Here is a 22,077-nt window from a genome sequence, read left to right on the forward strand (position 1 = left end):
GGCCACCCGAACGAGGCCCGGCGCTCAGGACGCGGCAACCTCTGTCGATGACCGGTCGACCTGCCGGGGCGGCACAGGGACCGTCGGCGCGGTGTCCGGCGTCGATCCGCTCGCGGTCGGCTCGACCTGCTCGTCGGTGCCCGCCGAGGGGTCGCCGGGGGTGTGCGCGGCCGAGGGTGGCGCGACCTTCGCCGGTGCGCTCGCCGGCGGGCCGCTGATCGGACGCGGGTGGACCGCACCCAGCGGCCCACCGCCACCGGTCGGACCGTCACCCCCACCGACCGGGCCGACCCCGCCAGGCCCCGAGTCGCCGTCGACGCCGTTGGCCCGGGAGAGGCCCGGTAACGGGCGCGTCCGGTCGGCGGCATGCCCGAGCACCCGAAGCGACGCCAGGGCCGCCATCGGCACCACCAGGGCGGCGGCAGCGCCCATCACGTCCAGTGCCGCGCCGTCGAGCACCCCACCGAGCACCGCGGCGACCACGGTGCCGGCCATCGCGGCCCGGACCGCCGGGTAGATGCCGAACAGCCGCATCAGCCCGCCCCACGGCTGCAACAGCGCAAACCACACCAGCAACCCGCCGGCCAGCGCCAGCACGGTCAACGGACTGTTGACCAACGTCTCGAAATTCTCGGTGCTGGACCGGTGCACGGTGAGCCCGCCGGTGCCGTCACCGAGCGCGGAGAGGAACCGGCCCAGGCTGCCCCGCTCGGCCGGCGGACGGCGCAGGTCCACCACGGCGAACCCGATGCCGACCGCCAGTGCGGCCATGGTGGCCCAAGCCAGCCGGCTGATCGTCAACCAGCCACCGGCGCTGATCGCGGCCGCGACGCTCACCCCGGCGGTGAGCGCGATCGCGCCGACCGGGTCGGCGCCCAGGTACGGGCTGCCAACCACCACCACGGCAAGGCCACCCACCGCCACCAACACCGCCGGCCGCCAGCCACGGTGCACCCGTTGGGCGAACCAGCCACCACTGAGCAACGCGCCGGCCAGGAACACGCCCAGCCCCACCGTGCTCAGCCCGGCGTACCGGCCCCCCTGCAACGCGGAGTAGCCGACCACGCTGTTGAGCTGGAGGCGGGCCCCGGTGAGCACGTCCAGCCCGACCACGAGCGTGGTGAGGCCTGCCACCGCGCCGAGGGGGCCGAGGGTGCCCGCGTACCCGGGGGCGAACCGCACCGCCGCGGTGCCGGCGGCAACCAGCAGCCCGGTCACCCCCGCGAAGATCCACCCGGGGTGCTCGCCGTGCCACCAGGGCACCGCGTCGGCCAGCAGCGCCGCCGGCACCGTCAACGCCGCGGCGACCAGCAGTAGCTCCATCACCGCCACGATCCGCCCGGAGACGGGCGTCGGGCCGGTCGGGCCGGCGTGCGGACGGGCCCGGCGCAGCAACGGCAGGATCGCCACCGCCAGCAGCACCTGCACGCCGGCGAGCAGCGCGAAGAACACACCGGAGACGCTGCGCTGGGCGGCCGCCTCCCGGTCGGCGTTCGCCGGGGCGTTGATCGCCTCGACCAGGTCGGCCGGACGGCCCCCGGTGCTGATCGCCGGACGGCCGAGGAAGAGCTGCTCCGGCATCGGCCGGCCCAGCGCGGCGAGGGCGGTCGGCGCGAGGTCGACAAGTTGCAGGTACCCGTCCCGGCCCGTGCTCGCCGAGGTGAGCCAACCCCGCTCCCAGCCCGGCCCGTCGGCGACCGCCACGTGCAACCGCGACGGCCCGGTGGTGTCGGAGATCCCCGCGACCAGCACCAGCGACCGCGGTGGCCGCGCGGCCAGCACCCGGGCCAGCTGGGCGTCCGCCGCCCGGGCCTGCTCGGCGCGGGTCGCCGGGTCGGTCCCCTCGACCGTGCCGAGGTCGACGATGCTCAGCACACACGAGCCGAGCAGCAACCGTGGGTCGGCCGGCAGCGCCGGGGCGTACCGGTCGACGCGGCCGAACGGTCGGGCGGCGGCCACGGCCGCACCCGGGCCCACCGCCACCGAGCAACGCACCGACTCCGACAACGACCCGGGCACGGTGCCCCAGGGCAGCCGCTGCTGGTTGTACTGGACCACGCTCTCCTGGTCGGGCAGGTTCGCGCCGATGCCGTCCGGTTGCTCCACGGCCACCCCCGCCGCCGGGCAACCGTCGGCCGCGCGGCTGCCGTTCCACGCGGCGAAGCTGCCCGCGCCCAGGGTCAACCAGCCGTCCACCGGGCAGGTGGGCTGGTGCGCGGAGCGCACCGACAGGGAGCCGATCGACCCGTCCTGGGCCATCCGCCACAGCGTCGGGGTGCTCTGCGCATCCACGTCCTCCCAGCGCAGCCCGGCGATCCCGGCGAGCACCACGAAGTCGGCGGTGCGTTGCGGGGTGCCCTGGGGTGGGCGGGCGGCGAGCGCGGTGACGCCCAACGCCACCACGAGCAGGGTCAACAGGGCGGGGGCGATTCGGCGCAGCATCACCGGTGTCCCGTTCTTCCAGCGGCGGGATTCTCGGCCAGCTCGGCGTAGAGGGCGACCAGCGTGGCGACGGTGTCCGACTCGGTGGGCCACGTCGCCGCCCGTTCGGCGCCACGCCGGCCCAGCTCGGCCCGCGCCGCCGGGTCGTCAAGCAACGCCCGGACCGCCGCGTCGACCGCGTCCACGTCACCGGCGGGGACCAGCGTGGCGGCATCGCCGACCAGCTCCGGGAGACCGCCGACCTCGGTCGCCACCAGCGGTACGCCGGCGCGCAGCGCCTCCTGGGCGAAGAGTTGCCGGGCCTCCCAGTCGCTTGTCACCACCGCGAGGTCGGCGCCGGCGAGCAGGTCGGCCACGTCGGTGCGGTGCCCCAGCAGGGTCACCGGGGCCCGGGCCGCCGACGTCCGCGCCGCCAACGGCAGGTACGCCGGCCCACTGCCGGCGATCACCACGACCGGCGGCGGGGTACGCGTACGCCAGCGGGCCGCCGCGTCGATCAGCACGTCGTAGCGCTTCTGCGGGTGTAGGCGACCGACCGAGACGATCAACGGTTGGTCCGGGCGGACGCCGAACTCGGCGCGTACCGCCGCCGGGCGTCGACGCGGCGCGGGCAGCGTCGGCGCGGCGACCGGGGCGAGCCGGGCGTCGGTGGCGCCCACCTCGGCGGCCCGGCGCACCAGGTCCGTGGACGCGCCGAGAGCCACCCGGACGCCGCGGGCCACCACCCGTTCGACGAGCCGGGACACCCCGCCTCGCAGCCCACCCGCGAGCACCGCGTTGTGCCAGGTGACGATCAGCGGGGCGGTGGGACGGGCCAGCACGGCCACCAACCCGGCCCGCAGGCCGTGTGCGTGCACCACATCCACCCCGGCGGTGGTGAGCACCCGGCGCAGCGCGAGCACCGCCCGCGCGTCGGCCGGCGTCGGGCTGGCCGGGATCTCCACCGGCTCGAACCGCGCACCGACACCGACGAAGTCGAACTGCTCCTGCGTGGCGGCGGGTCCGCAGACCAGCACGTTGGTGCCACCCGCGACCAGGCCACGAGCCACCGATCGGACGTGCTGACCGACCCCGCCGGTGCTGGACGCGAGCACCAACGCGAGCGTGCCCGACCAGCCGGCAGGCAGAGCTGGCTCAGTCATCGCGTCGCCGTCTCCTTCCCGTCGCCCCGCTCCGCAGCGCCCGCGCCAGGTGTCGGCGCACCGCCGGACGGCCCCCGCCGGCCCAGACGCCGCAGCACACCGGCGAGCAGTGGCTGTACGTCCCGCCGGTCGACGAACCAGACCACGGCGAGGAACACAACCCCAACCAGAACCCCGGACAGCATGCCCTGACCGAACGCCGCCGCCATCGTCGGGGTGCCGCCACCCGGCGCGTCGAGCCAGCGGGTGAGGCCCAGCCCGGCGAGCGCGGCGAGCACACCGGCGAGACCGCCGGCCGCCCCGGCCCGTGCCGCGCCGGCCAGCGCGGAACGGCCGGCGCTGCGCAGCACCGCCAAGAGCAACAGTGCACCGAGCACCAGCATCCCCACCGAGTTCGCGGACGTCACCGCGAGCACCCGATCCCGCAACGGCAGCAGCGCCGTCAACGGCAGCGCCACGACCGGGACGACCAGCCAGCCGAGGGTGATCGCCACGGTCGCCGATCGGGTGTCGCCGCGCGCGTAGAGCGCCCGGGACAGGATCGCGAACAGGCCGTAGCCGAGCAGACCCGGCGCGAACCCGCTGATGGCCGCCGCGGTGGACGTCGGATTGTCCGGGTAGAAGAGGGCAGCGATCGGCTGCGCGGTACCGATCAACGCCGCGACGCCCAGGCAACTGAAGAGCAGCACGCCCCGTACCGCGCCGGAGAGGGTCCGCCGATAGTCGTCCTCGTCTCCGGCGGCGCTGGCGGTGGCCAGGGTGGGGTAGGACGCCACCGCCAGCGGCACGGCGAGGACCGCCCACGGCAACAGGTAGATCGCCTGGGCCAGGTTGAACACCTGCGGGGAGCCGGTGGGGCCGCCGGAGACCCGGTTCAGGACCACCAGGAGCGCGACCTGCTGCGCGGCGACCGTGACCGCGCCGGCCGTGGCGAGCCCGCCGATCCGCGCCCGCGCGTCAGCGGTGAAGGCGTATCCGAACCGGGGCCGTAGCCGCAGCCGCCGCAGCGGGATCAGCAGTGAGAGCGACAGCACGACCACGCCCAGGGTGGTGCCGCCGGAGAGGAGCAGTTCGCCGGTGCGGCCGACCTGGGCGACGGACACACCCCGCCCCTGAGCCGCGCCGAAGACCACGTAGACGACGACCACGGTGAGGCTGGACAGCAGCGGAGCGATGACCGGCCAGGCGAAGCGTCGGTGTGCCTGGAGAACGCCGGTGAGCACGATGCCGATCCCGTAGAGCGGCAGCTGCGGGGCGAACACGCGCAGCATCCGGGCGCCAGCGGCGAGTTCCGCCGCCGATCGTCCCTCGCTGATCAGCGAGATGATCGGGTCGGCGAACAGGGCGACGAGCACGGCGAGGGGCACCAGCAGACTCACCGTCCAGGTGAGCAGGGCGCCGGTAGTCGCCGCCACCGCCCGTCGGTCCTCTGCCGCGACCGCCCCGGCCAGCAGCGGCACGACCAGGCTGGCCAACGCCCCGCCCGCGACGATCTCGAAGACGATGTTCGGCACCGTGTTCGCGATGACGTACATGCCGCCGAGATCGCTCTGCTCGACCACCCAGGTGAACACGGCGGTGCGGCCGAAGCCGGCGAGTCGGCTGGCCACGGTGAGGACGGCGATGAGCGCGGCTGCCCCGGCCAGCCGGCCGGCGCCGGCGAGGGGTGCCGGTCTGGTCACGTCAGTCGGCGCGTCGGCCCAGTGCGTCGAGCTCGCGCAGCCCCGGGGTCCGCTGGATCACCGCGGTGAAGCTGACCTTCTCGCTGGCGGCGGTGAGCCCGGCGAGGACGGCGAGCAGACCGGCCCGGCCGAGCGGGCCGGTACGGGCGGCGAGGGCGACGCCGAGCAGCGCCCCGAGCGCGTTCGCGCCGCTGTCGCCGAGCATCACGTCTTCGGCCAGGTCGTCGCGGAGCAGGCCGGCGGCGGCACCGGCCGCGCCTGCGGCGATCCCGCCCTGCGGGCCGCCGGTCAGTGGCGCGGCGAGCAGCAGCCCGGACTTGATGGCCCGGCCCGGCCGTAGGTCGAGCAGGTTGAGCAGGTTGGCCGTGCCGGCGATCACACCGGCGCCGAGCAGCACGTCGACGCCCCGGCCGAACGCGCCGTGCCGCTGTCGGCGGGGGTGCGCGGCGACCCGGGGGTCGGCGGCGAGCAGCGCGGCGGCGCCCAGCCCGGCGGCACCCACCCCGACGACCTTGACCAGACCGGCGGTGATCCGTCCTTCGCGCAGCGCGGCGAGGTGCCCGGCGAAGCCCTTGGCTGCCTTCTGCGCCGGGCGCGCGCCGACCACGTCGTCGTACAGCCCGACGCTGCCCGCACCGAGACCGGCGACCAGGGCGGCCCCACCGGCGGCGCCGCCGGTGGCACCGAACGCGCTGGCGGCAGCGGCACCGGCGGCGAGCGCCGGCCCGGCGGCCAGGCTCACCGTGCGGCCACGGAAGTTGGTGCGCTCCAAGGCGGGCCCAGCCGGCGAGGTACGCGCCTCGCGCAGCGCGTACCGGGCGGCCGCGGCACCCGCACCGGCGATCAACAGCCGGCCCAGCGCGCTCACGCCGTCACCACGCCGCACTGCCTCATGGTGCGCTCGCTCACGCGCTGCCTCGTCGACTCGGACACGGGGGTACGTCGTTCGCTCACTGGGGCAGTCTAGGCAGCAGGGACGCGGCGTTGTCGCCGACGCCGTACTGCCCGGCCTTCCTCTCGGTGAGTTGCTGCACCAGGGCGAGGCTGGTGACCAGCTGCCCCTGCCCGGTGTTGGCGTTGTCGACCGTGGAGATGGTCTGGGCGAGCACCGGGTCGCCGCGGACCACGGACACCAGGTTGGCGCCGACGGAGCCGTTGCCGGCCACCACGATCGCCCCGGTGCGGTCGAACTGCTCGGCGATCTTCACGACCGACTCGTCGCGCTTCTCCGAGTCCTTGTCGACGTACGGCTGGCCGCTGACCACGACGACAGCCTCCGCCGAGCCGGTGACCTTGTTGTTGTCGGTGGTCAGGTAGCCGGCGTTGTTGTATGCGGCGAGCACCGCCCGCCGGTCGGCGTCGCTGACCGGCGCGACGCCCTGGGCCCGGTCCAGCAGGACGCTGGCCAGCAACGCACTGGAGGTCTCCACACCGTGCCCGTTGCCCGGCAGGCCGGTGGTCTGCGCGGTGGGGCGGGCGGCGGTCACGGCCAACTCCAACAGGTTGGTGTTGTTGTCCGGGTTGATGAACTTGTCCTGCAGGTCGACGCGGCCGGTGATGGTGGCCCCGGCGAGCTGGAGCTTCTTGAGCACACCCTCGGTGTGGTCGCGCCCGTTGGGCAGGCTGAGCACCACGACCCGGCGGCCGGTGAGGGTGCCGGGCAGGACGACCTGCGACATCTCCTCGGCGAACTCCTCCTCCAGCCCGAGCTGCTTCTCCATGTTGCTGACCGTCTGGCGCCAGTGCTGGTTGTCCTTGCGCAGCCCGGTGACCTGGCCCTCAAGTGAGTCGGCGACCGGGCCGTTGAGGGCGGCTGTGCCGACCACCAGGCCGATCGCCAGTGCCAGGAAGACCGCGGTGAGGGACACCACGTGGTAGCGGAAGTTGATCACGCTTGCAGCCTCTTGATCGGTCGGGAACTAGAAGAGCCGGTACAGCTGGAACACGAAATTGTCCCACCACTCGGCGACCACGCCCAGGTACGCCTTTCCGACGGTGGACACGGCCACCGCGGACGCCATCGCCGCGATCGCCGACAGCACCAGCAACAGCAACGACGAGCCGGAGATACTCTGCCGGTAGAGCCGGCTCACACCCTTGGCGTCGACCAGCTTGCCGCCGACCTTGAGCCGGGTCAGGAACGTCGAGGCCATCCCACCGCGACCCTTGTCGAGGAACTCGACCAGAGTGGCGTGGGTGCCGACCGCGACCAGCAGCGAGGCGCCCTTCTCGTCGGCGAGCAGCATGGCCAGATCCTCGCTGGTCGCCGCAGCCGGGAAGGTGATCGCCGGCACACCGAGGCCGTTGACCCGGGGCAGGCCGGGCGCACGCCCGTCCGGGTACGCGTGCACGATCACCTCGGCGCCGCAGCGCAGCACGTCGTCGGTGACCGAATCCATGTCCCCGATGATCATGTCGGGGGTGTAGCCGGCCTCGACCAGCGCGTCCGCGCCGCCGTCGACGCCGATGAGGACCGGCTTGAACTCCCGGATGTACGGGCGCAGCACGTCCAGGTCGGCCTTGTAGTCGTAGCCGCGCACCACGATCAGGCAGTGCCGACCCTGTATCTGGGTCTCGATGTCCGGCACCCCGACACCGTCGAGCAGCAGGTCGCGCTCCTGGCGCAGGTAGTCCATCGTGTTGGCGGCGAACGCCTCCAACTGCACCGACAGACCCTCCCGGGCGTCGGCCATCGCCTTGGCGACCGTCTCGGCATCCTGCAGGCTGCCGTGGGCCACCGGCTCGTCCCCGGCGAAGACCGTGTTGCCCTCGATCCGGACCTGGTCGCCCTCGCGGATCCGCTCGAAGACGCCCTCGCCCAGATCGTCGAGGAGCGGAATGCCGGCGGCGATCAACACCTCCGGGCCGAGGTTCGGATAACGGCCGGAGACCGAGGGCTTGGCGTTGAGCACCGCCGCGACCCCGACGGCGACGAGCGAGTCGGCCGCCACCCGATCCAGGTCGACGTGGTCGATGACCGCGATGTCACCGGGGCGCAGCCGACCGACCAGGCGTTTCGTCCGGCGATCAAGGCGCGCGGTGCCGAGGACTCTGCCGGGGTCGGAGTTCCGGTTCCGGCGCAACGTGGGTAGACGCATCGTGACCATCCTGGCATGTGAGGCAGGCTTTTCTGTCGCGACATGCCTGAGCAGGGCCGCCTACCCAGGGAAGCACACGTCGGCACAAGCCGGTGTGCTTGCGCTCACAATACGCGGCGTCACAACCGCCTTTCCTTGGCGGCCACGGCCAAAAGCTCCTCGGCGTGGGCGATACCCAGATCCGAGTCGGGCAAACCCGCGAGCATGCGCGCCAACTCCCGAGCCCGCTCCGTGTCCTCCACCACCCGCACCCCACTTGTCGTCACCGCACCGCCGGTGTCCTTCGCCACCACGAGGTGCCGGTCGGCGAACGCGGCCACCTGCGGCAGGTGTGTGACGACCAGCACCTGGTGGCTGCGGGCCAGCCGGGCCAGCCGGCGGCCGATCTCCACCGCCGCCTGACCACCGACCCCCGCGTCGACCTCGTCGAAGACCAACGTGGGTGGGCCGCCCGAACCCGCGAACACGACCTCGATGGCGAGCATCACCCGGGACAGCTCACCGCCGGATGCGCCGCGCTGCAACGGCAACGACGGCGCACCCGGGTGGGCCAGCAACCGCAGCTCCACCTCGTCACCGCCGTCCGGTGTGACGCCCACCTCGACGCCGTTGACCGCCAGCGTCGGCTCGGCACGCCCGGCCGGCCGGGGCAGCACCGCCACCTCGATCCGCGCGTGCGGCATGGCCAGACCGGCCAGCTCGACGGTGACCTGGTCGGCGAAGCGGACCGCCGCCTCCTGCCGGGAGGTGGAGACCCGCCCGGCGAGGTCGGCCACCTCGACGGCGAGCCGCTGCCCCTCCCGCTCCAACTCGTCGAGCAGATCGTCGGAGGTATCCAGGTCGGACAGTCGGGTGCGCGCCCGATCGGCCCAGGCGATCACCCCGTCGACGTCGTCGGCGTACTTGCGGGTCAACGCGCGCAGCGCCGCCCGCCGCTCGTAGACGTGCTGCAACCGGGCCGGGTCCGCATCCAGCGTCGCCAGGTACGCCGACAGCTCTGCGGACACGTCGGTGACCAGCGTGGCCGCCTCCTCCAGGCGGGCCGCCAGCTCACCCAGCGCCGGATCGGTGCCGGCCTGCGCCTCCAGGGTCCGCCGGGCCGTGCCGAGCAGCGCCGCCGCGTCCGGTGTCTCCTCGGCGGCCTCCGCGCCACCGGCCACGCACTGCTGGGCGATCTGCGCGGCCGTCCGCAGGCCCTCGGCGTGCTCCAGCCGCTGCGCCTCGGTCTTCAGCTCGTCGTCCTCACCGGGCTGCGGATCGACCCGGGTGATCTCGTCGAGGCCCAGCCGCAGCAGGTCGGCCTCCTGGTTGCGCTCGCGGGCGTTGCGCCGCCGGTCCGCCAGGTCGTCGACCACCCGACGCCACCCCGCGTACGCCTCGCGCAGCGCGTCGAGCAGCTTCTCGTGCGCGGGGCCGGCGAACCGGTCCAGGGCAGCCCGCTGCTCGGCCGGGCGCAGCAGCCGCAGCTGGTCGGACTGACCGTGCACGGCGACCGCCTGCTCACCGACCTCACCGAGCATCGACACCGGCATGCTCCGGCCGCCGACGTGGGCGCGCGAGCGCCCCTCCACCGTCACGGTGCGGCTCAGCAGCACCGAGCCGTCCTCGTCGGGTTCGCCACCGGCCTCGGTGATGCGCGCGTGCACAGCGTCGCCGACCCGCCCGTGCAGGCGCAGCCGCCCCTCCACCACCGCCCGGCCGGGTTGGGCCCGGACCCGCCCGGCGTCGGCCCGGCCGCCGAAGAGCAGACCGAGGCCGGTGACCACCATCGTCTTTCCCGCACCGGTCTCGCCGGTGATGACGTTCATGCCGCCGGTCAGCGGCAGCGTGGTGTCCTCGATGACGCCCAGTCCGGTGATGCGCAGCTCTTCCAGCACAGCCACCGACAGTAGACGCGAGGGCCGACAGTTGACCAGCCGACGGGCCCGGGTGCGGCCGGTGCCCGGCCGACGTACAGTTCTGCCCCGTGCTGGACGTGATCGGCCTGACCTCGGCTGAGGAGGAGCTCTACCGCTGCCTGCTCCAGCTCACCACGGCCCGCGTCGACGAGTTGGTCCGTCGTCTGCACCGGCCCCGTGAGCAGGTCGTCGCCCAGATCGAGGCGCTGCGCGGCAAGGGCCTGGTGCAGCGCAACGACAACGACCCGGACGCCCCGCTGCGTCCGACCGCCCCGGACGTCGCCCTCGGCGGGGCGTTGCTGCGTCGTCAGGAGGACCTGGAGGCGGCACGGCGACGGGTCACCCAACTGGCCGAGGAGTACCGCTCCGGGCTGCGCCGACACCACGTCGACCACCTCGTCGAGGTGATCACCGGGGCCCGGGTGCTCCGAAACCGTCTGCGCGATCTGCAGAATGCGGCGCGTACCGAGGTGCTCTGGTTCTGCCGGGCCAACCCCCTCGCCATGGCCGGGCCGGAGAACGTCGAGGAGTTCGACGCGCTGGCCCGTGGGGTGAGCTACCGGGCCATCTACGAGCGTGACCTGCTGCTGGAACCGGGTGCGTTGGCCGACCTGGCCAAGGGCGTCGCCGCCGGCGAGCAGGCCCGGGTGCTGGACCGACTACCGGTCCGACTGGCCATCGTGGACGCTCGCACGGCCATCTGCCCGCTGGTGCCCGACCGCGACGGTGGCGAACCGAGCGCCGCCGTGATCGGCCGCAGTCAACTGCTCGACGCGCTGCTCGCTCTCTTCGAGAGTCACTGGCGGGTGGCCACCCGGCTACGGCTCGACGACCCCCTCGCCGTCGCGACGCCCGAGAGTCGGCGACCGGAGCCCGCGGACCATCCCGGCGACGGTTACCAACCGGACGCCGACGAGGCACGGCTGCTGTCGCTGTTCGTAGCGGGCGTACCGGACAAGTCCATCGCCTCCCAGCTCGGGGTGAGCCGGCGCACCGTGCAACGGCGCATCGCCGACCTGATGGCCGCCGCCGGCGTGGACACCCGGCCCGGGTTGGCGTTCCAGGTCGCCCGACGCGGCTGGCTCTGACGCCGAAGGGTCCGCCGTCGGTCGACGGCGGACCCCTATCCGAGTGGGCGGGACGGCCAGGCCGCCCCGCCCGCACTGATCAGCGCAGCCCGTACGCCGCAAGCACCGTCTGATCGACGCTGTTCCCGGCCCGGTCGGTGGCCTGCACCCGCAGCGACACCGTTCCACGACCAGCCGGCACCGTCGCGGTGTACCGGGTACCCGACCCCGAGGTCCGCGCGGTACGCCAGGTGACGCCCCCGTCGAAGGAGACCTGCACCCGCACGCTGGTGCCCTTCGGAGCCGCCACCCCGGCCGGCTGCCGCAGGGTCAGCCCCAGCTGGTGCGGCCGGTTGCCGCGGACCGTGCCGAGCAGGTCGGCCGGCACCTTGTAGTCCACCTGCAGCAGCGACAACGGCACCGCGGCGTCGCCCGCCGGGCGGGCCGAGGTGAACTCCCAGGCCGTGTCGGTCCGGGTGCCGTAGCGCCACTCGGCCGAGGACCGCTGCGTCGTCACGTCCAGGCGGTAGCGGGCGGCCTCGGCGGTCGTGGGCACCGACGCCCAGCCGTTCGAGAGGTCGGCGATCTGCTGCCCGTTACGGCTGACCCGCGCCGCGACGGTGTCCGACTCCTCGCTCTCGCCGGCCACGCTGTAGTGCCCCTGCGCGTCGACGAACTCGGGCACCCGCAGATCCAGGTTGTTCCCGGTCCGGGTGGGCACCGGCACCTCACTGGCCGGGACGGCCGGGCGGATCACCGGCGCGTGCCAGGTCTCGGTCACCCGGTCGTCGGCGGCGTAACGCCGGGGCGCCTGGGTCAGGCCAGCGGTCAACTGCCCGAACGGCATGAACGTGGGCTTGTGCAGCACCCGCTGCTGCCACCAGTCCTCCCCGGCGCTGACGAACTCGCGCCGGGTGGTGCCGGTACGCACCAGCCGCTGCTCATCGTTCCAGGAGGTCTCCTGCCACGGACGCCACCCGAGCCGCTGCTCGTTGGCCCATTCGCTGCCCACGTTCCCGTAGTGGGCGGTCACCTCGGCGGTGTTCTGCTCGGTGACCCGGTGCACGATCCGCTCCGGGACCCGGCCCTTCGAGACCTGCCACACGTCGTACAGGTAGGGGCTCTCCACGGTCAGCTTCAGGTCCAGCGTCGTCCGGCCGCCCTTGCGGACCGCCGCGATGAGCTTCTGCCCGTCGTCGTACGCCACGGCCATCGCGGGGATGGGCAGCCGGTCACCCAACGGGGTCCAGGACGTCCACGCGCTCTGGTCGGCGGGTCGGACGATCAGCGCCACCTTCGCGCCAGCGGCGGCCGCCGCCGCGATCTGCTCCTCCTCCGAGGCGTCCGGGCTGGTGACCAGCAGCGCCGCGGCGCCACGCACGCGGGTCAGCTCGGCGGGCGTGCCGGTGCCGGCCCAGACCAGCGGCAGCTTGCGCCGGTCGGTCGGCGCCGGCGAGTAGCCCATCAGGTTGATGTCCAACGGATCGGACACCCCGCTGATCTTCGCGTCCACCATCGGCGCGACCAACTGCCAGCGCGACGCGAACTCGAACTCGCCCTTGCGTACCGCGCGGGTCGGCGTGACGTTGACCTGCTGGATGGTGCTGAAGGTCATGACACCGTGGTCGACCTGCCGGCCGTTGCCGAAGATCCGGTGCTCGTAGAAGCTGATCGTCGACCGCTGCTCGGAGGGCTTCGGCGTCTCGATGCGCACCGGGGTGCCCTTGCGGGGGTCGAGCACGACGGTGAGATCCCGGTCGACCAGCAGCTCCGGGTCGGTGACCAGGGTGATCTGCTCGTCCAGGGGGGCACCGTGCTCGATCAACGCCTGCACCAGGTAGGGGCCCTCCTCGACCTGCACCTGCACCTCGCCGCCGACCCAGCCGAGCCAGTCGGACTCGGGCTGCTCACCGAAGAGGGTGAGCGTCGACGCGACACCCGGCTGACCCTTCAGGTCCAACGCCCGCACGGTCACCGTGTGCAGCGGGCCGCTGAGGGTGAGCGCAACCGCGGTACGCACCGCGACGCCGTCCGCGCCGGTGGCGACCAGCCACCCGCTGTGCACACCCCGGTCCAGCTTCGCCGGGTCGGCCCGCAGCGGCACGGCGACACTGCCGCCGGCCGGCACGGTCACCTCGACACCACCGACCGCGACCCCGTCGGTCTCGGCCGCGTGGGTGTCCAGGTTGCGCAGCTCCAGGGCCAACCGCAGGGTCCGCGGGGCGGTGCCGCCGTTGGTGTACGTCACGGTCCGCTCGACCACCGCGCCACCGGTGCTGAGCCGGCCGAAGTCGGCGGTGGCAGATCCGTACACCCGCTGGCCGAGCGCCCGGGCCACGTCGACCCGGCCGGCGCCCTGCTCGAAGACGGTCAGCGTCGGGTTCGCCTTCGTGGTGCTGACCAACGCGTCCTTCAGTTTCGCGGCGGGCCAGTCGGGGTGCTCCTGCGCGAGGATCGCCGCCGCTCCGGCCACGTGCGGGGTGGCCATCGAGGTGCCGGACGAGGTCGTGTAGGCCTCGTCCACCGGCTTACCCATGCTGGTGCCGGCGGCGCGGGCGGCGACGATGCCGACGCCTGGCGCGGTGATCTCGGGCTTGAGGCCGTTGTCGCCGAGGCGCGGGCCCCGGCTGGAGAACTCCGCCAGGTTGTCGGCCCGGTCCACCGCGCCCACGGTGAGTGCCGCCGCGGCCGCGCCCGGCCTCCCGACGGTACGCGCCTCGCCCGCGTTGCCGGCGGCGACCACGAACAACGCACCGGTCTCCGCGGTCAGGTCGTTGAGCGCCTGGCTCATCGGGTCGGTGCCGTCGCTCGGGTCGCCGCCGAGGCTCATGCTGACCACCTTCGCGCCGGAGTGGGCGGCCCACTCCATACCCGCGATGATGGCCGAGTTGCTGCCGGAGCCGGCATCGTCGAGCACCTTGCCGACCAGCAACCGCGCGCCCGGGGCGACGCCCTTGCGTAGCCCTTCGGACGCCGCGCCGCTGCCGGCGATGGTGGAGGCCACGTGCGTGCCGTGGCCGTGCCCGTCGCGGGCGCTGCCACCACCGGTGAAGTCCTGCGCCTCGACGATCCGATCAGCCAGGTCGGGGTGGGTGGCGTCGACACCGGTGTCGAGCACCGCCACCTTGACGCCGGCACCGTCGCGCCCGGCGGCCCAAGCGGTCGGGGCACCGATCTGCGGCACGCTGTGCTCCAGCGTCGGGCGGACCTTCCCGTCCAGCCAGACCCGGGCCACACCGGCGCCGAGCCGGGCCGGCGAGCCGGCGGTGCCGCGCTGTCCGGGCGTACCGCGCAGCGACGTCCACAGGCCACCGAGGTCGCCCTTGCCGACCCGCAACGCGGCACCGTTGATGCTCTCCAGCGGACGCGCGTCGGTGACGCCCGCCAGCGGCTTCACTCGTCCGGCCGCCGGCTCCTGGTAACGGACGATCAGCGGCAACGCGCCCTGCGCGGCATCGCCGAACCCGTCGGCGGCCAACTCCTGCACGTCGAACAGGTCGGGGTCGAGCACACCCGCGGAGAGGTACGGCACGACGTCGCTGGGCAGCACCCGCAACCCGCCGTCGGCCTCGACGGTCTGAAAGGTGATCCGGTTGCGGCCCGGCCCGGGGTGGACGGTGGCGGCGACCCGACCGGGTGCCGCCTGCACCAGGTCGACCTGGTCGCCGGTGATCAGAGTGATGCGGACGGGTGCGGCGTTCTGCGCGGGGGCACCCGAAGTGGGGCCGGTGGGCCGGGCAGGCGGGTCGGCGGACGCCGGTGCGGCGACGCCGACCACCAACGCGCCGACCGCGCCGACGGCGAGCCAGCGTGGGGACCAGTGCATGGGTTGTGCTCCTCTACTCCTGTAGGCCCGCCACCCGTGGGTAAGGGCCGATCGGAGTTTGCGACGGAGCACGTCACCAGGTCACTAGCCATCCGCCGCCGCAGCGGCGACATGTCGCCAGGTGGACAAATCACATCTACCGACGGTGTACGAAACCGTCACCGGCGGCTGCCACGCCACCCGTGCACGGGAAGGTCGAACTTGGCCACCAGCCGGTCGGTGAACGGGCGAGGCCGCAGCCGCACGACGCGCACCGGCAGGGCACCCCGACGCACCGTCACCCGCGCACCGGGCGGCAGATCGTAGACGCGCCGCCCGTCGCAGGAGAGCACAGCCAGGGTGGTGAACGGGTCGACGGTGATCACGAAGGTGGACGTCGGGGCGGTGACCAACGGGCGGCTGAACAACGCGTGCGCGCTGATCGGCACCAGCAGCAGCGCCTCCACCTCGGGCCAGACCACCGGGCCACCACCGGAGAACGCGTACGCCGTGGAGCCGGTGGGCGTGGCGCAGACGACACCGTCGCAGCCGTAACGCGACAGCGGTCGGCCGTCCACGTCGACGAGCAGTTCGAGCATCTGCGCCCGCTCGCCCTTTTCGATGCTGATCTCGTTGAGCGCCCAGGACTCGATTGTCGGGCCACCGTCGAACTCGGCCGTGACATCCAGGGTCAGCCGCTCGTCGACCGTGTAGTTGCGGCCAACGACGTCCCGCACCGCGGTGTCCAGGTCGTCGATCTCCGCCTCCGCCAGGAAGCCCACCTTGCCGAGGTTGATGCCGAGCAGCGGCACCTTCGCCGGCCGGGCCAGCTCGGCGGCGCGCAGGAAGGTGCCGTCCCCACCGAGCGCGAAGACGATCTCGGCACCCTCCGCGGCCTGCGGGCCGGTGATCGGCACCACGCCGGGCAGGTCGAGGTCGTCGGCCTCATCGGCCACCACCCGCACCTCGAAACCCGCGTCGATCAGGTCGGCGGCGACCGACCGGGCGTGCTCCGTGCTACGTCGACGACCAGTGTGGGTCACCAGCAGCGCGGTCCGGCTCATCGGGCCACCCACCCACACCGGACCGGGCGGCGTCGCGCCACCGGCACCGTCGCCTCGGCACCGCCGCGTGTCACCGCGCGGCCCGTTGCGGCGTCCTCGCTGCGCGCGTTCACCCTGCGACCTCCTCCGCCGCCACGTCCGGCACGTCGCCGGCCGTCGTCGAGCCATCCGGCCCGGCCGCCACCACGGCCCGCACCCGCTGCGGGTCGGCCGGTGGTGCGCCCCGGCGCAACCATACGAAGAACTCCACGTTGCCGCTCGGCCCGGGCAGCGGGCTGGCCGCCACGTCGGCCAACCCGAGGCCGAGCTGCGCGGCCGCCGCGGCCACGTCCAGCACCGCTTCGGTGCGCAGCTCCGGATCGCGGACCACGCCCCCGGCGCCAACCCGCTCCTTGCCGACCTCGAACTGCGGCTTGACCATCAACGCCAGATCACCGTCGTCGCGGGTGCAGCCGGCCAGCGCCGGCAACACCAGCCGCAGCGAGATGAACGACAGGTCGGCCACCGTGAGATCGACCGGGCCACCGATCGCGTCCGCATCGAGGGTACGGACGTTGGTGCGCTCCAGAACGCGCACCCGCTCGTTGGTCCGCAACGGCCAGGCGAGCTGCCCGTAGCCGACGTCCACGGCCACCACCTCGGCCGCGTCGGCGCGCAGCAGCACGTCGGTGAACCCACCGGTCGACGCACCCGCGTCCAGGCAACGCCGCCCGGCGACGTGCAGCCCACCGGGGGCGAACGCGGCCAGCGCGCCAGCGAGCTTGTGCCCGCCCCGGGAGACGTACTCCTCGGTCGGGTTCGCGCCGGTCACCAGGAGCGGATCGGCGGGGTCGACCATCGCGGCCGCCTTACGGGCGACCACACCGCGCAGTTGGACCCGGCCGGCCTCCACCAACGCGGCGGCCTGCTCGCGGGAGCGGGCCAGACCGCGGCGGACGAGTTCGGCGTCCAGCCGGTTACGACGTGCCATGGATGGTTCTCCGGTCTGCTCAGGCCTGGTCGTCGCACTCAGGTCTGGTCGATGGTGGCGAGGGTTTCCCGCAGCGTCTCGTAGGCCGCCTCGTACTGGGCGATCTGGTCGGCGGGAGCGAGCGTCGCCGCGTTGGCCATGGCCTGCACGGCGGCGTCCACCGCCGGGTGCCGCGCCTCATCGTCCCCGAGGGCCGGTGGCGGCCCGGGGCGGGCACCCACCCCGGGACCAGGCCGGGGCGGGAACGAGCCGCCGGCCGGTGGTGGACCGGGCCGGGCCGGGAAGGAGCCGCCAGCCGGCCGGCCGGGCTGGCTCATTCGGCGTCGTCCGGCCGCTGCTTGCGGACCGCCTTCTTGGCGGGCATCGCCGCTGGCGTCGGGACGTCCTCATCGTCAGTCCGGCTGACCGCCGTCGGCGCCTTCTTCGCGACCGCCTTCTTGGCCACGGCCTTCTTCGCCACGGCCTTCTTGGCGACCGGGGCACCCGCCGCGGCGTCGGACGGCACGAGGGCGGTGCCGGGCTGCGCGGCGAGGGTCGGGTCGGGTTGCGCAATGGGGCGCCCGGTCGGCGCGTGGGCCGGCTCGGCGGACCGCGCCTCCCGGAGCTGCCGTTCCAGGTCGTGCACCCGTCGGGTCAGCTCGGCCACCTCGTCGGCGGTGGCCAGGCCGACCGCGCCGAGAGCCCGGTCGACCTCGAAACGGACCAGCTTGGTCAGAGCCTCCCGGTTGGCGGCGCCGGTGGTGACCAACTCCTCGCCGAGGGCCTGAAGTTGAGCGGCGGTCGCGCCGCCGGAGCCGACGAGGCGACGTGCCACGTCCTGGGCCTTCTTCCGAGGCGCCTCCGCGAGGCCCATGGCCAGCTCGAGGTAGGCGCGCCACGCGTCCTGCATGCCTGAGTCCTTCCACGGGGCGGGGTGTGCAGGTGTCACGCTACCGGGCACCCCCGACTGGCTCGTGCGGTACGGTGCCGAGGACGGCGTGGCGATCAGCGAGGGGGAGATGTGGCCAGCGTGGACGAGTGCCGGCAGGCGTTGCAGGAGCTGGCCGCCCGGTTGGATCGCAACGCCGACACGGTGCGCGAACGGATCGACCTGGACCGGACACTGGCCTGCCGGATCACCGACCTGGACACCGCGTTCCACGGCCGGATCACCGACGGTCGGCTGATCGAGCTGGCCGACGGCGACGACCCCAAGGCCAAGATCGCGCTGACCACGTCCAGCGACGACCTGCTCGCCCTGGTCCGTGGCGACCTGGACGTCACCAGCGCGGTGGCCTCCCGCCGGGTGTCGATCAAGGCCAACCCGTTCGACCTGCTCAAGCTGCGCAAGCTGCTCTGACGACCGCCTCGGGTCACCCGGCAGCGGTCAGACCGAAACTCTCCACCGCGTGGGCCGCGTCCGGGCCCACCGGTCGGATCTTCGGCAGCGTCGGCACCGGTGCCGACCAGGCCACCGCGCATAGCGCGGCCAAGGCGTCGAGCGCCCGACCCGACCCCGCCAGCTCCAGCGTGCCGTCCCGGTCGGTCACGGACCAACCGCCGGCGTCCGCGGGGCCCGGGACCCGCACGGCGGCCGCCGGGTCGAACAGCCCCGCCAGGTCCCGCGCGACGTACGTGGGCCGCCGCTGCGGATCGGCGGCCAGCAGATCCGGTACGCCGTGCACACCGGTGAGCACCAGCAGGCTGTCCAGCCCCGCCCGACGGGCACCCTCGATGTCGGTGTCCAGGCGGTCACCCACCACCAGGCTCCGCCCACCGCCACTGCGCCGGGCGGCGGTCTCGAACAGCGCCGGCTCCGGCTTGCCGACCACCACGTCGGGATCCCGCTCCAGCGCCGTACGCAGCACGGCGACCAGGGAACCGTTACCCGGCAGCGGACCCCGCCCACTGGGCAGGGTCCGATCGGTGTTGGTGGCGATCCAGAGCGCACCGGCCCGTACCGCGATCGACGCTTCGGCCAGCTCGGCCCAGCCGACCTGCGGGCCGTACCCCTGCACCACCGCCGCCGGCTTCTCATCGGCCTGAGTGACCAGGATCAGGCCGACCGCGCGCAACTCCGCGCGCAGCGCCTCCGCGCCGACCACCAACACCGGCGTGCCGGCGGGCAGTCGGTCACGAAGCAACTCTGCCGAGGCCGCGGCAGAGGTCATGACCTCCTCCGGCCGGGCCGGCACACCCATCCCCGTCAGAAGGTCGGCGACCTCGCTGGACCGGCGGGACGCGTTGTTGGTGGCGTACGCGACCGCCCGCCCCTCGGCGTGCAGTCGGGCCACTGCCTCGACGGCGCCGGGGATCGGCCGGTCGATCAGGTAGATCACACCGTCCAGGTCGAAGACGACAAGGGTGTACCCGTCGACCAGCCGCTCCCCCACGCCCGCGCTCACCGCTGCGTCGACCCCGACTCGTCGCCCCGGGCCGGAGCGGTTCCGTCGGCGTCAACCGCGTCGCCGGACGTCACGCCGCTGTCGCCAGTGGCGTCTTCGTCGTCTTCGTCGTCGTCTTCGTCGTCGTCGTCTTCGTCGTCGTCTTCGTCGTCGTCGTCGTCGTCGTCGTCGTCTTCGTCGTCGTCTTCGTCGTCGTCGTCGTCTTCGTCGTCGTCTTCGTCGTCGTCGGCCAGGTCGGCGTCGGAGGCGCCGGGGCCTGCGGCGGTCTCCTCGGCGGTCTCGTCCTCGTCGTCACCCTCGATGACCACGCCGTCGAGTTCGAGCAGCCGCTCGGCAGCGTCGGTCTCGCCCTCGGTGTCCACGTCGGCAGCGCGGGAGAACCATTCGCGGGCCTCCTCGCGCCGGCCCACCGCAAGCAGCGCGTCGGCATACGCGTACCGCAGCCGGGCCGTCCACGGCACGGTGGCCTCGCTGGTGAGGTCCGGGACCTGGAGCATCGCGACCGCGGCGTCCTTCTGCCCGAGGTCACCCCGCGCGCCAGCGGCGACGATCAGTAGCTCAATCGCCACGGCCTGGTCCAGCTTCTCCCGGTCCGCGCCACGGAACAGGTCGATGGCCCGCTCCGGCCGACCGAGAGCCCGCTCGCAGTCCGCGAGCACGGCCAGGTGGCTCTGCAACCCGCTCATCCGGTGGTACGTGCGCAGCTCGGCAATCGCCGACTGCCACTCCCCCGCGTGGTACGCGGCCAGGCCGACCGCCTCGCGAACGGCGGAGATGCGCGACGCGAGCCGCCGTGCAGCCAGCGCGTGCGCCAATGCCTCGGCCGGATTTTCGTCGATCAGCTGCCCAGTGGCGACCAGGTGCCGGGCCACCGCCTCGGCGACCGGCTTGTTCAGCGACAGCAGCTCAGCGCGAACGTCCTTGTCGAGGTCGGTCGCGACAATGTCGTCCGGCAGTGCCGGGGCCGAGCTACGCCCGCCCTCGAACGATTCGGAGCCGCCAGCGCGGTCATCGCGACGGAACTCCCCCTCGCGACGCGGCCGCTCGTCGGCCCGGAAGCCACCGGCACGCTCTCCACCCCGGTCACCGCCCCGGAAGCCACCCTCACGCGGAGCGCTGGAACGCGAACGGTCGCGGTCGCCACCACGGAAGCCGCCTTCACGACGGTCACCGCCGCGGAAGCCAGCCTCGCGGTCGCCACCACGGAAGCCACCCTCACGGGGAGCGCTGGAACGCGAGCCGTCCCGGTCGCCGCCACGGAACCCACCCTCACGCGGAGCGCTGGAACGCGAACCGTCGCGGTCGCCACCACGGAAGCCGCCTTCACGACGGTCACCGCCCCGGAAGCCACCGTCGCGGTCGCCACCACGGAAGCCACCCTCACGCGGCGGGCCGGAACGAGTGCGGTCGCCACCCTGGTACCCGCCCTCGCGACGGTCACCACCACGGAAACCACCATCGCGGTCGCCGCCACGGAAACCACCCTCACGGGGAGCACCCGAGCGCGAACCATCACGGTCGCCACCACGGAAGCCACCCTCACGCGGAGCGCTGGAACGCGAACCATCACGGTCGCCGCCACGGAAGCCACCCTCACGCGGCGGGCCGGAACGAGTGCGGTCGCCACCCTGGTACCCGCCCTCACGGCGGTCGCCACCCTGGTATCCGCCCTCACGGGGAGCACTCGAACGCGAACCATCACGGTCGCCACCACGGAAACCGCCCTCACGACGGTCACCACCACGGAAACCACCGTCACGGTCGCCACCACGGAAACCGCCCTCACGACGGTCGCCGCCACGGAAGCCACCCTCGCGGGGAGCACCCGAGCGCGAACCATCACGGTCGCCACCACGGAAACCGCCCTCACGACGGTCACCACCACGGAAACCACCGTCACGGTCGCCGCCACGGCATCACGGTCGCCACCACGGAAACCGCCCTCACGACGGTCACCACCACGGAAACCACCGTCACGGTCGCCGCCACGGCCCTCACGGGGAGCACCCGAACGGTCACCGCCCCGGAAGCCACCCTCGCGGGGAGCACCCGAACGGTCACCGCCCCGGAAGCCACCCTCGCGGGGAGCACTCGAACGGTCGCCACCACGGTAGCCACCCTCGCGAGGAGCGCTGGAGCGCGAGCTGTCCCGGTCACCACCACGGGAGCCAGAGTCGCGGCCGCCGGCGTATCCGCCTCGGGCGCCGCCACCGCTGTCGCGGTCTCCCCGGTACGGGGGCCGGTCTCGGTCATCGCGGCGCGGGCCGCGGTCGCGTCCGCCCGCACCGTCAGTACGGTCTTCGTAACGACGGGGACGGTCTCCGCCCTGCGGTCCTGAACTCACAGGTACATCCTTCCTCATTGCGCCACCAATGGCGCTACGCAGTCGAGGGCCGACCCGGATGGGGCGGCCCTCGACTGGAAGATTGTCCGGCGGCGTCCTACTCTCCCACACCCTCACGAGTGCAGTACCATCGGCGCTGGAGGGCTTAGCTTCCGGGTTCGGAATGTAACCGGGCGTTTCC

At 73.6% G+C, this 22,077-nt stretch carries 17 protein-coding genes and 1 rRNA gene; 2 read left to right on the forward strand and 16 right to left on the reverse strand.

The annotated features are described in order from the left end of the window. Nucleotides 1-24: 24 nt before the first annotated feature. The 7 genes from IF46_RS0109860 to recN form a co-directional block, all read right to left on the reverse strand. The gene (locus IF46_RS0109860; protein ID WP_232233994.1) at nt 25-2,442 is read right to left on the reverse strand and encodes a hypothetical protein; all 2,418 of its coding nucleotides are present in this window, start codon (nt 2,440-2,442) and stop codon (nt 25-27) included. Continuing rightward, nucleotides 2,442-3,584, reverse strand: coding sequence for a glycosyltransferase family 4 protein (locus tag IF46_RS0109865; protein WP_030487994.1), 1,143 nt, complete (start codon nt 3,582-3,584; stop codon nt 2,442-2,444). The genes IF46_RS0109860 and IF46_RS0109865 overlap by 1 nt, the downstream gene beginning before the upstream one ends. Beyond that, on the reverse strand, nt 3,581-5,266 hold the full coding sequence (gene murJ, locus IF46_RS0109870) for a murein biosynthesis integral membrane protein MurJ (RefSeq protein ID WP_030487995.1): 1,686 nt from the start codon (nt 5,264-5,266) through the stop codon (nt 3,581-3,583). The genes IF46_RS0109865 and murJ overlap by 4 nt, the downstream gene beginning before the upstream one ends. Before the next feature lies 1 nt (nt 5,267). After that, complete coding sequence (locus tag IF46_RS0109875; RefSeq protein WP_030487996.1) at nt 5,268-6,134, reverse strand: hypothetical protein; 867 nt, start codon at nt 6,132-6,134, stop codon at nt 5,268-5,270. A gap of 82 nt (nt 6,135-6,216) precedes the next feature. Beyond that, entirely contained in the window at nt 6,217-7,158 is a 942-nt protein-coding gene (locus IF46_RS0109880; protein WP_030487997.1) for a copper transporter, read from the reverse strand. 27 nt (nt 7,159-7,185) lie between these two features. Then, a complete protein-coding gene (steA, locus tag IF46_RS0109885; protein WP_030487998.1) occupies nt 7,186-8,364 on the reverse strand; it encodes a putative cytokinetic ring protein SteA in 1,179 nt (392 codons plus the stop codon). Between the two features lie 119 nt (nt 8,365-8,483). Beyond that, complete coding sequence (gene recN / locus IF46_RS0109890) at nt 8,484-10,241, reverse strand: DNA repair protein RecN (RefSeq protein ID WP_030487999.1); 1,758 nt, start codon at nt 10,239-10,241, stop codon at nt 8,484-8,486. Nucleotides 10,242-10,330: 89 nt separating this feature from the next. Here recN and IF46_RS0109895 point away from each other — a divergent pair, with 89 nt between their 5' ends. Then, nucleotides 10,331-11,350, forward strand: a complete 1,020-nt coding sequence (locus IF46_RS0109895; protein WP_030488000.1) for a helix-turn-helix domain-containing protein — start codon at nt 10,331-10,333, stop codon at nt 11,348-11,350. Between the two features lie 79 nt (nt 11,351-11,429). Here IF46_RS0109895 and IF46_RS0109900 read toward each other — a convergent pair whose 3' ends face one another. The 5 genes from IF46_RS0109900 to IF46_RS0109920 form a co-directional block, all read right to left on the reverse strand. Then, nucleotides 11,430-15,155 (reverse strand): S8 family serine peptidase, encoded by a 3,726-nt coding sequence (locus IF46_RS0109900; protein ID WP_030488001.1) that lies wholly within the window; start codon nt 15,153-15,155, stop codon nt 11,430-11,432. 158 nt (nt 15,156-15,313) lie between these two features. Continuing rightward, entirely contained in the window at nt 15,314-16,198 is an 885-nt protein-coding gene (locus tag IF46_RS0109905; protein ID WP_030488002.1) for an NAD kinase, read from the reverse strand. Between the two features lie 109 nt (nt 16,199-16,307). Beyond that, the gene (locus tag IF46_RS0109910) at nt 16,308-17,168 is read right to left on the reverse strand and encodes a TlyA family RNA methyltransferase (RefSeq protein WP_030488003.1); all 861 of its coding nucleotides are present in this window, start codon (nt 17,166-17,168) and stop codon (nt 16,308-16,310) included. A 38-nt stretch (nt 17,169-17,206) separates the two neighbouring features. Continuing rightward, nucleotides 17,207-17,485, reverse strand: coding sequence for a hypothetical protein (locus IF46_RS0109915; protein WP_051723810.1), 279 nt, complete (start codon nt 17,483-17,485; stop codon nt 17,207-17,209). Then, nucleotides 17,482-18,057, reverse strand: a complete 576-nt coding sequence (locus IF46_RS0109920; protein ID WP_030488005.1) for a phasin family protein — start codon at nt 18,055-18,057, stop codon at nt 17,482-17,484. Before IF46_RS0109920 ends, IF46_RS0109915 begins: the two co-directional genes overlap by 4 nt. A gap of 111 nt (nt 18,058-18,168) precedes the next feature. Between IF46_RS0109920 and IF46_RS0109925 the strand changes: the two genes are divergently transcribed. Beyond that, nucleotides 18,169-18,507 carry an SCP2 sterol-binding domain-containing protein gene (locus IF46_RS0109925; protein WP_030488006.1) on the forward strand — a complete coding sequence of 113 codons (339 nt, stop codon included), beginning with the start codon at nt 18,169-18,171 and terminating at the stop codon, nt 18,505-18,507. A 13-nt stretch (nt 18,508-18,520) separates the two neighbouring features. On the opposite strand, the gene IF46_RS0109930 is transcribed toward IF46_RS0109925, so the two are convergent. The 4 genes from IF46_RS0109930 to rrf form a co-directional block, all read right to left on the reverse strand. Continuing rightward, nucleotides 18,521-19,552, reverse strand: coding sequence for an HAD-IIA family hydrolase (locus IF46_RS0109930; protein WP_030488007.1), 1,032 nt, complete (start codon nt 19,550-19,552; stop codon nt 18,521-18,523). Continuing rightward, complete coding sequence (locus IF46_RS0109935; protein ID WP_030488008.1) at nt 19,549-20,424, reverse strand: hypothetical protein; 876 nt, start codon at nt 20,422-20,424, stop codon at nt 19,549-19,551. Before IF46_RS0109935 ends, IF46_RS0109930 begins: the two co-directional genes overlap by 4 nt. A gap of 20 nt (nt 20,425-20,444) precedes the next feature. Continuing rightward, nucleotides 20,445-21,464, reverse strand: a complete 1,020-nt coding sequence (locus IF46_RS34345; RefSeq protein ID WP_036391532.1) for a hypothetical protein — start codon at nt 21,462-21,464, stop codon at nt 20,445-20,447. Between the two features lie 516 nt (nt 21,465-21,980). After that, a 5S ribosomal RNA gene (gene rrf, locus IF46_RS33210) occupies nt 21,981-22,077 on the reverse strand; the annotation flags it as partial.

It is taken from the genome of Micromonospora chokoriensis, assembly GCF_000718555.1.
In the GTDB taxonomy this organism is placed as follows: Bacteria; Actinomycetota; Actinomycetes; order Mycobacteriales; family Micromonosporaceae; genus Micromonospora; species Micromonospora chokoriensis_B.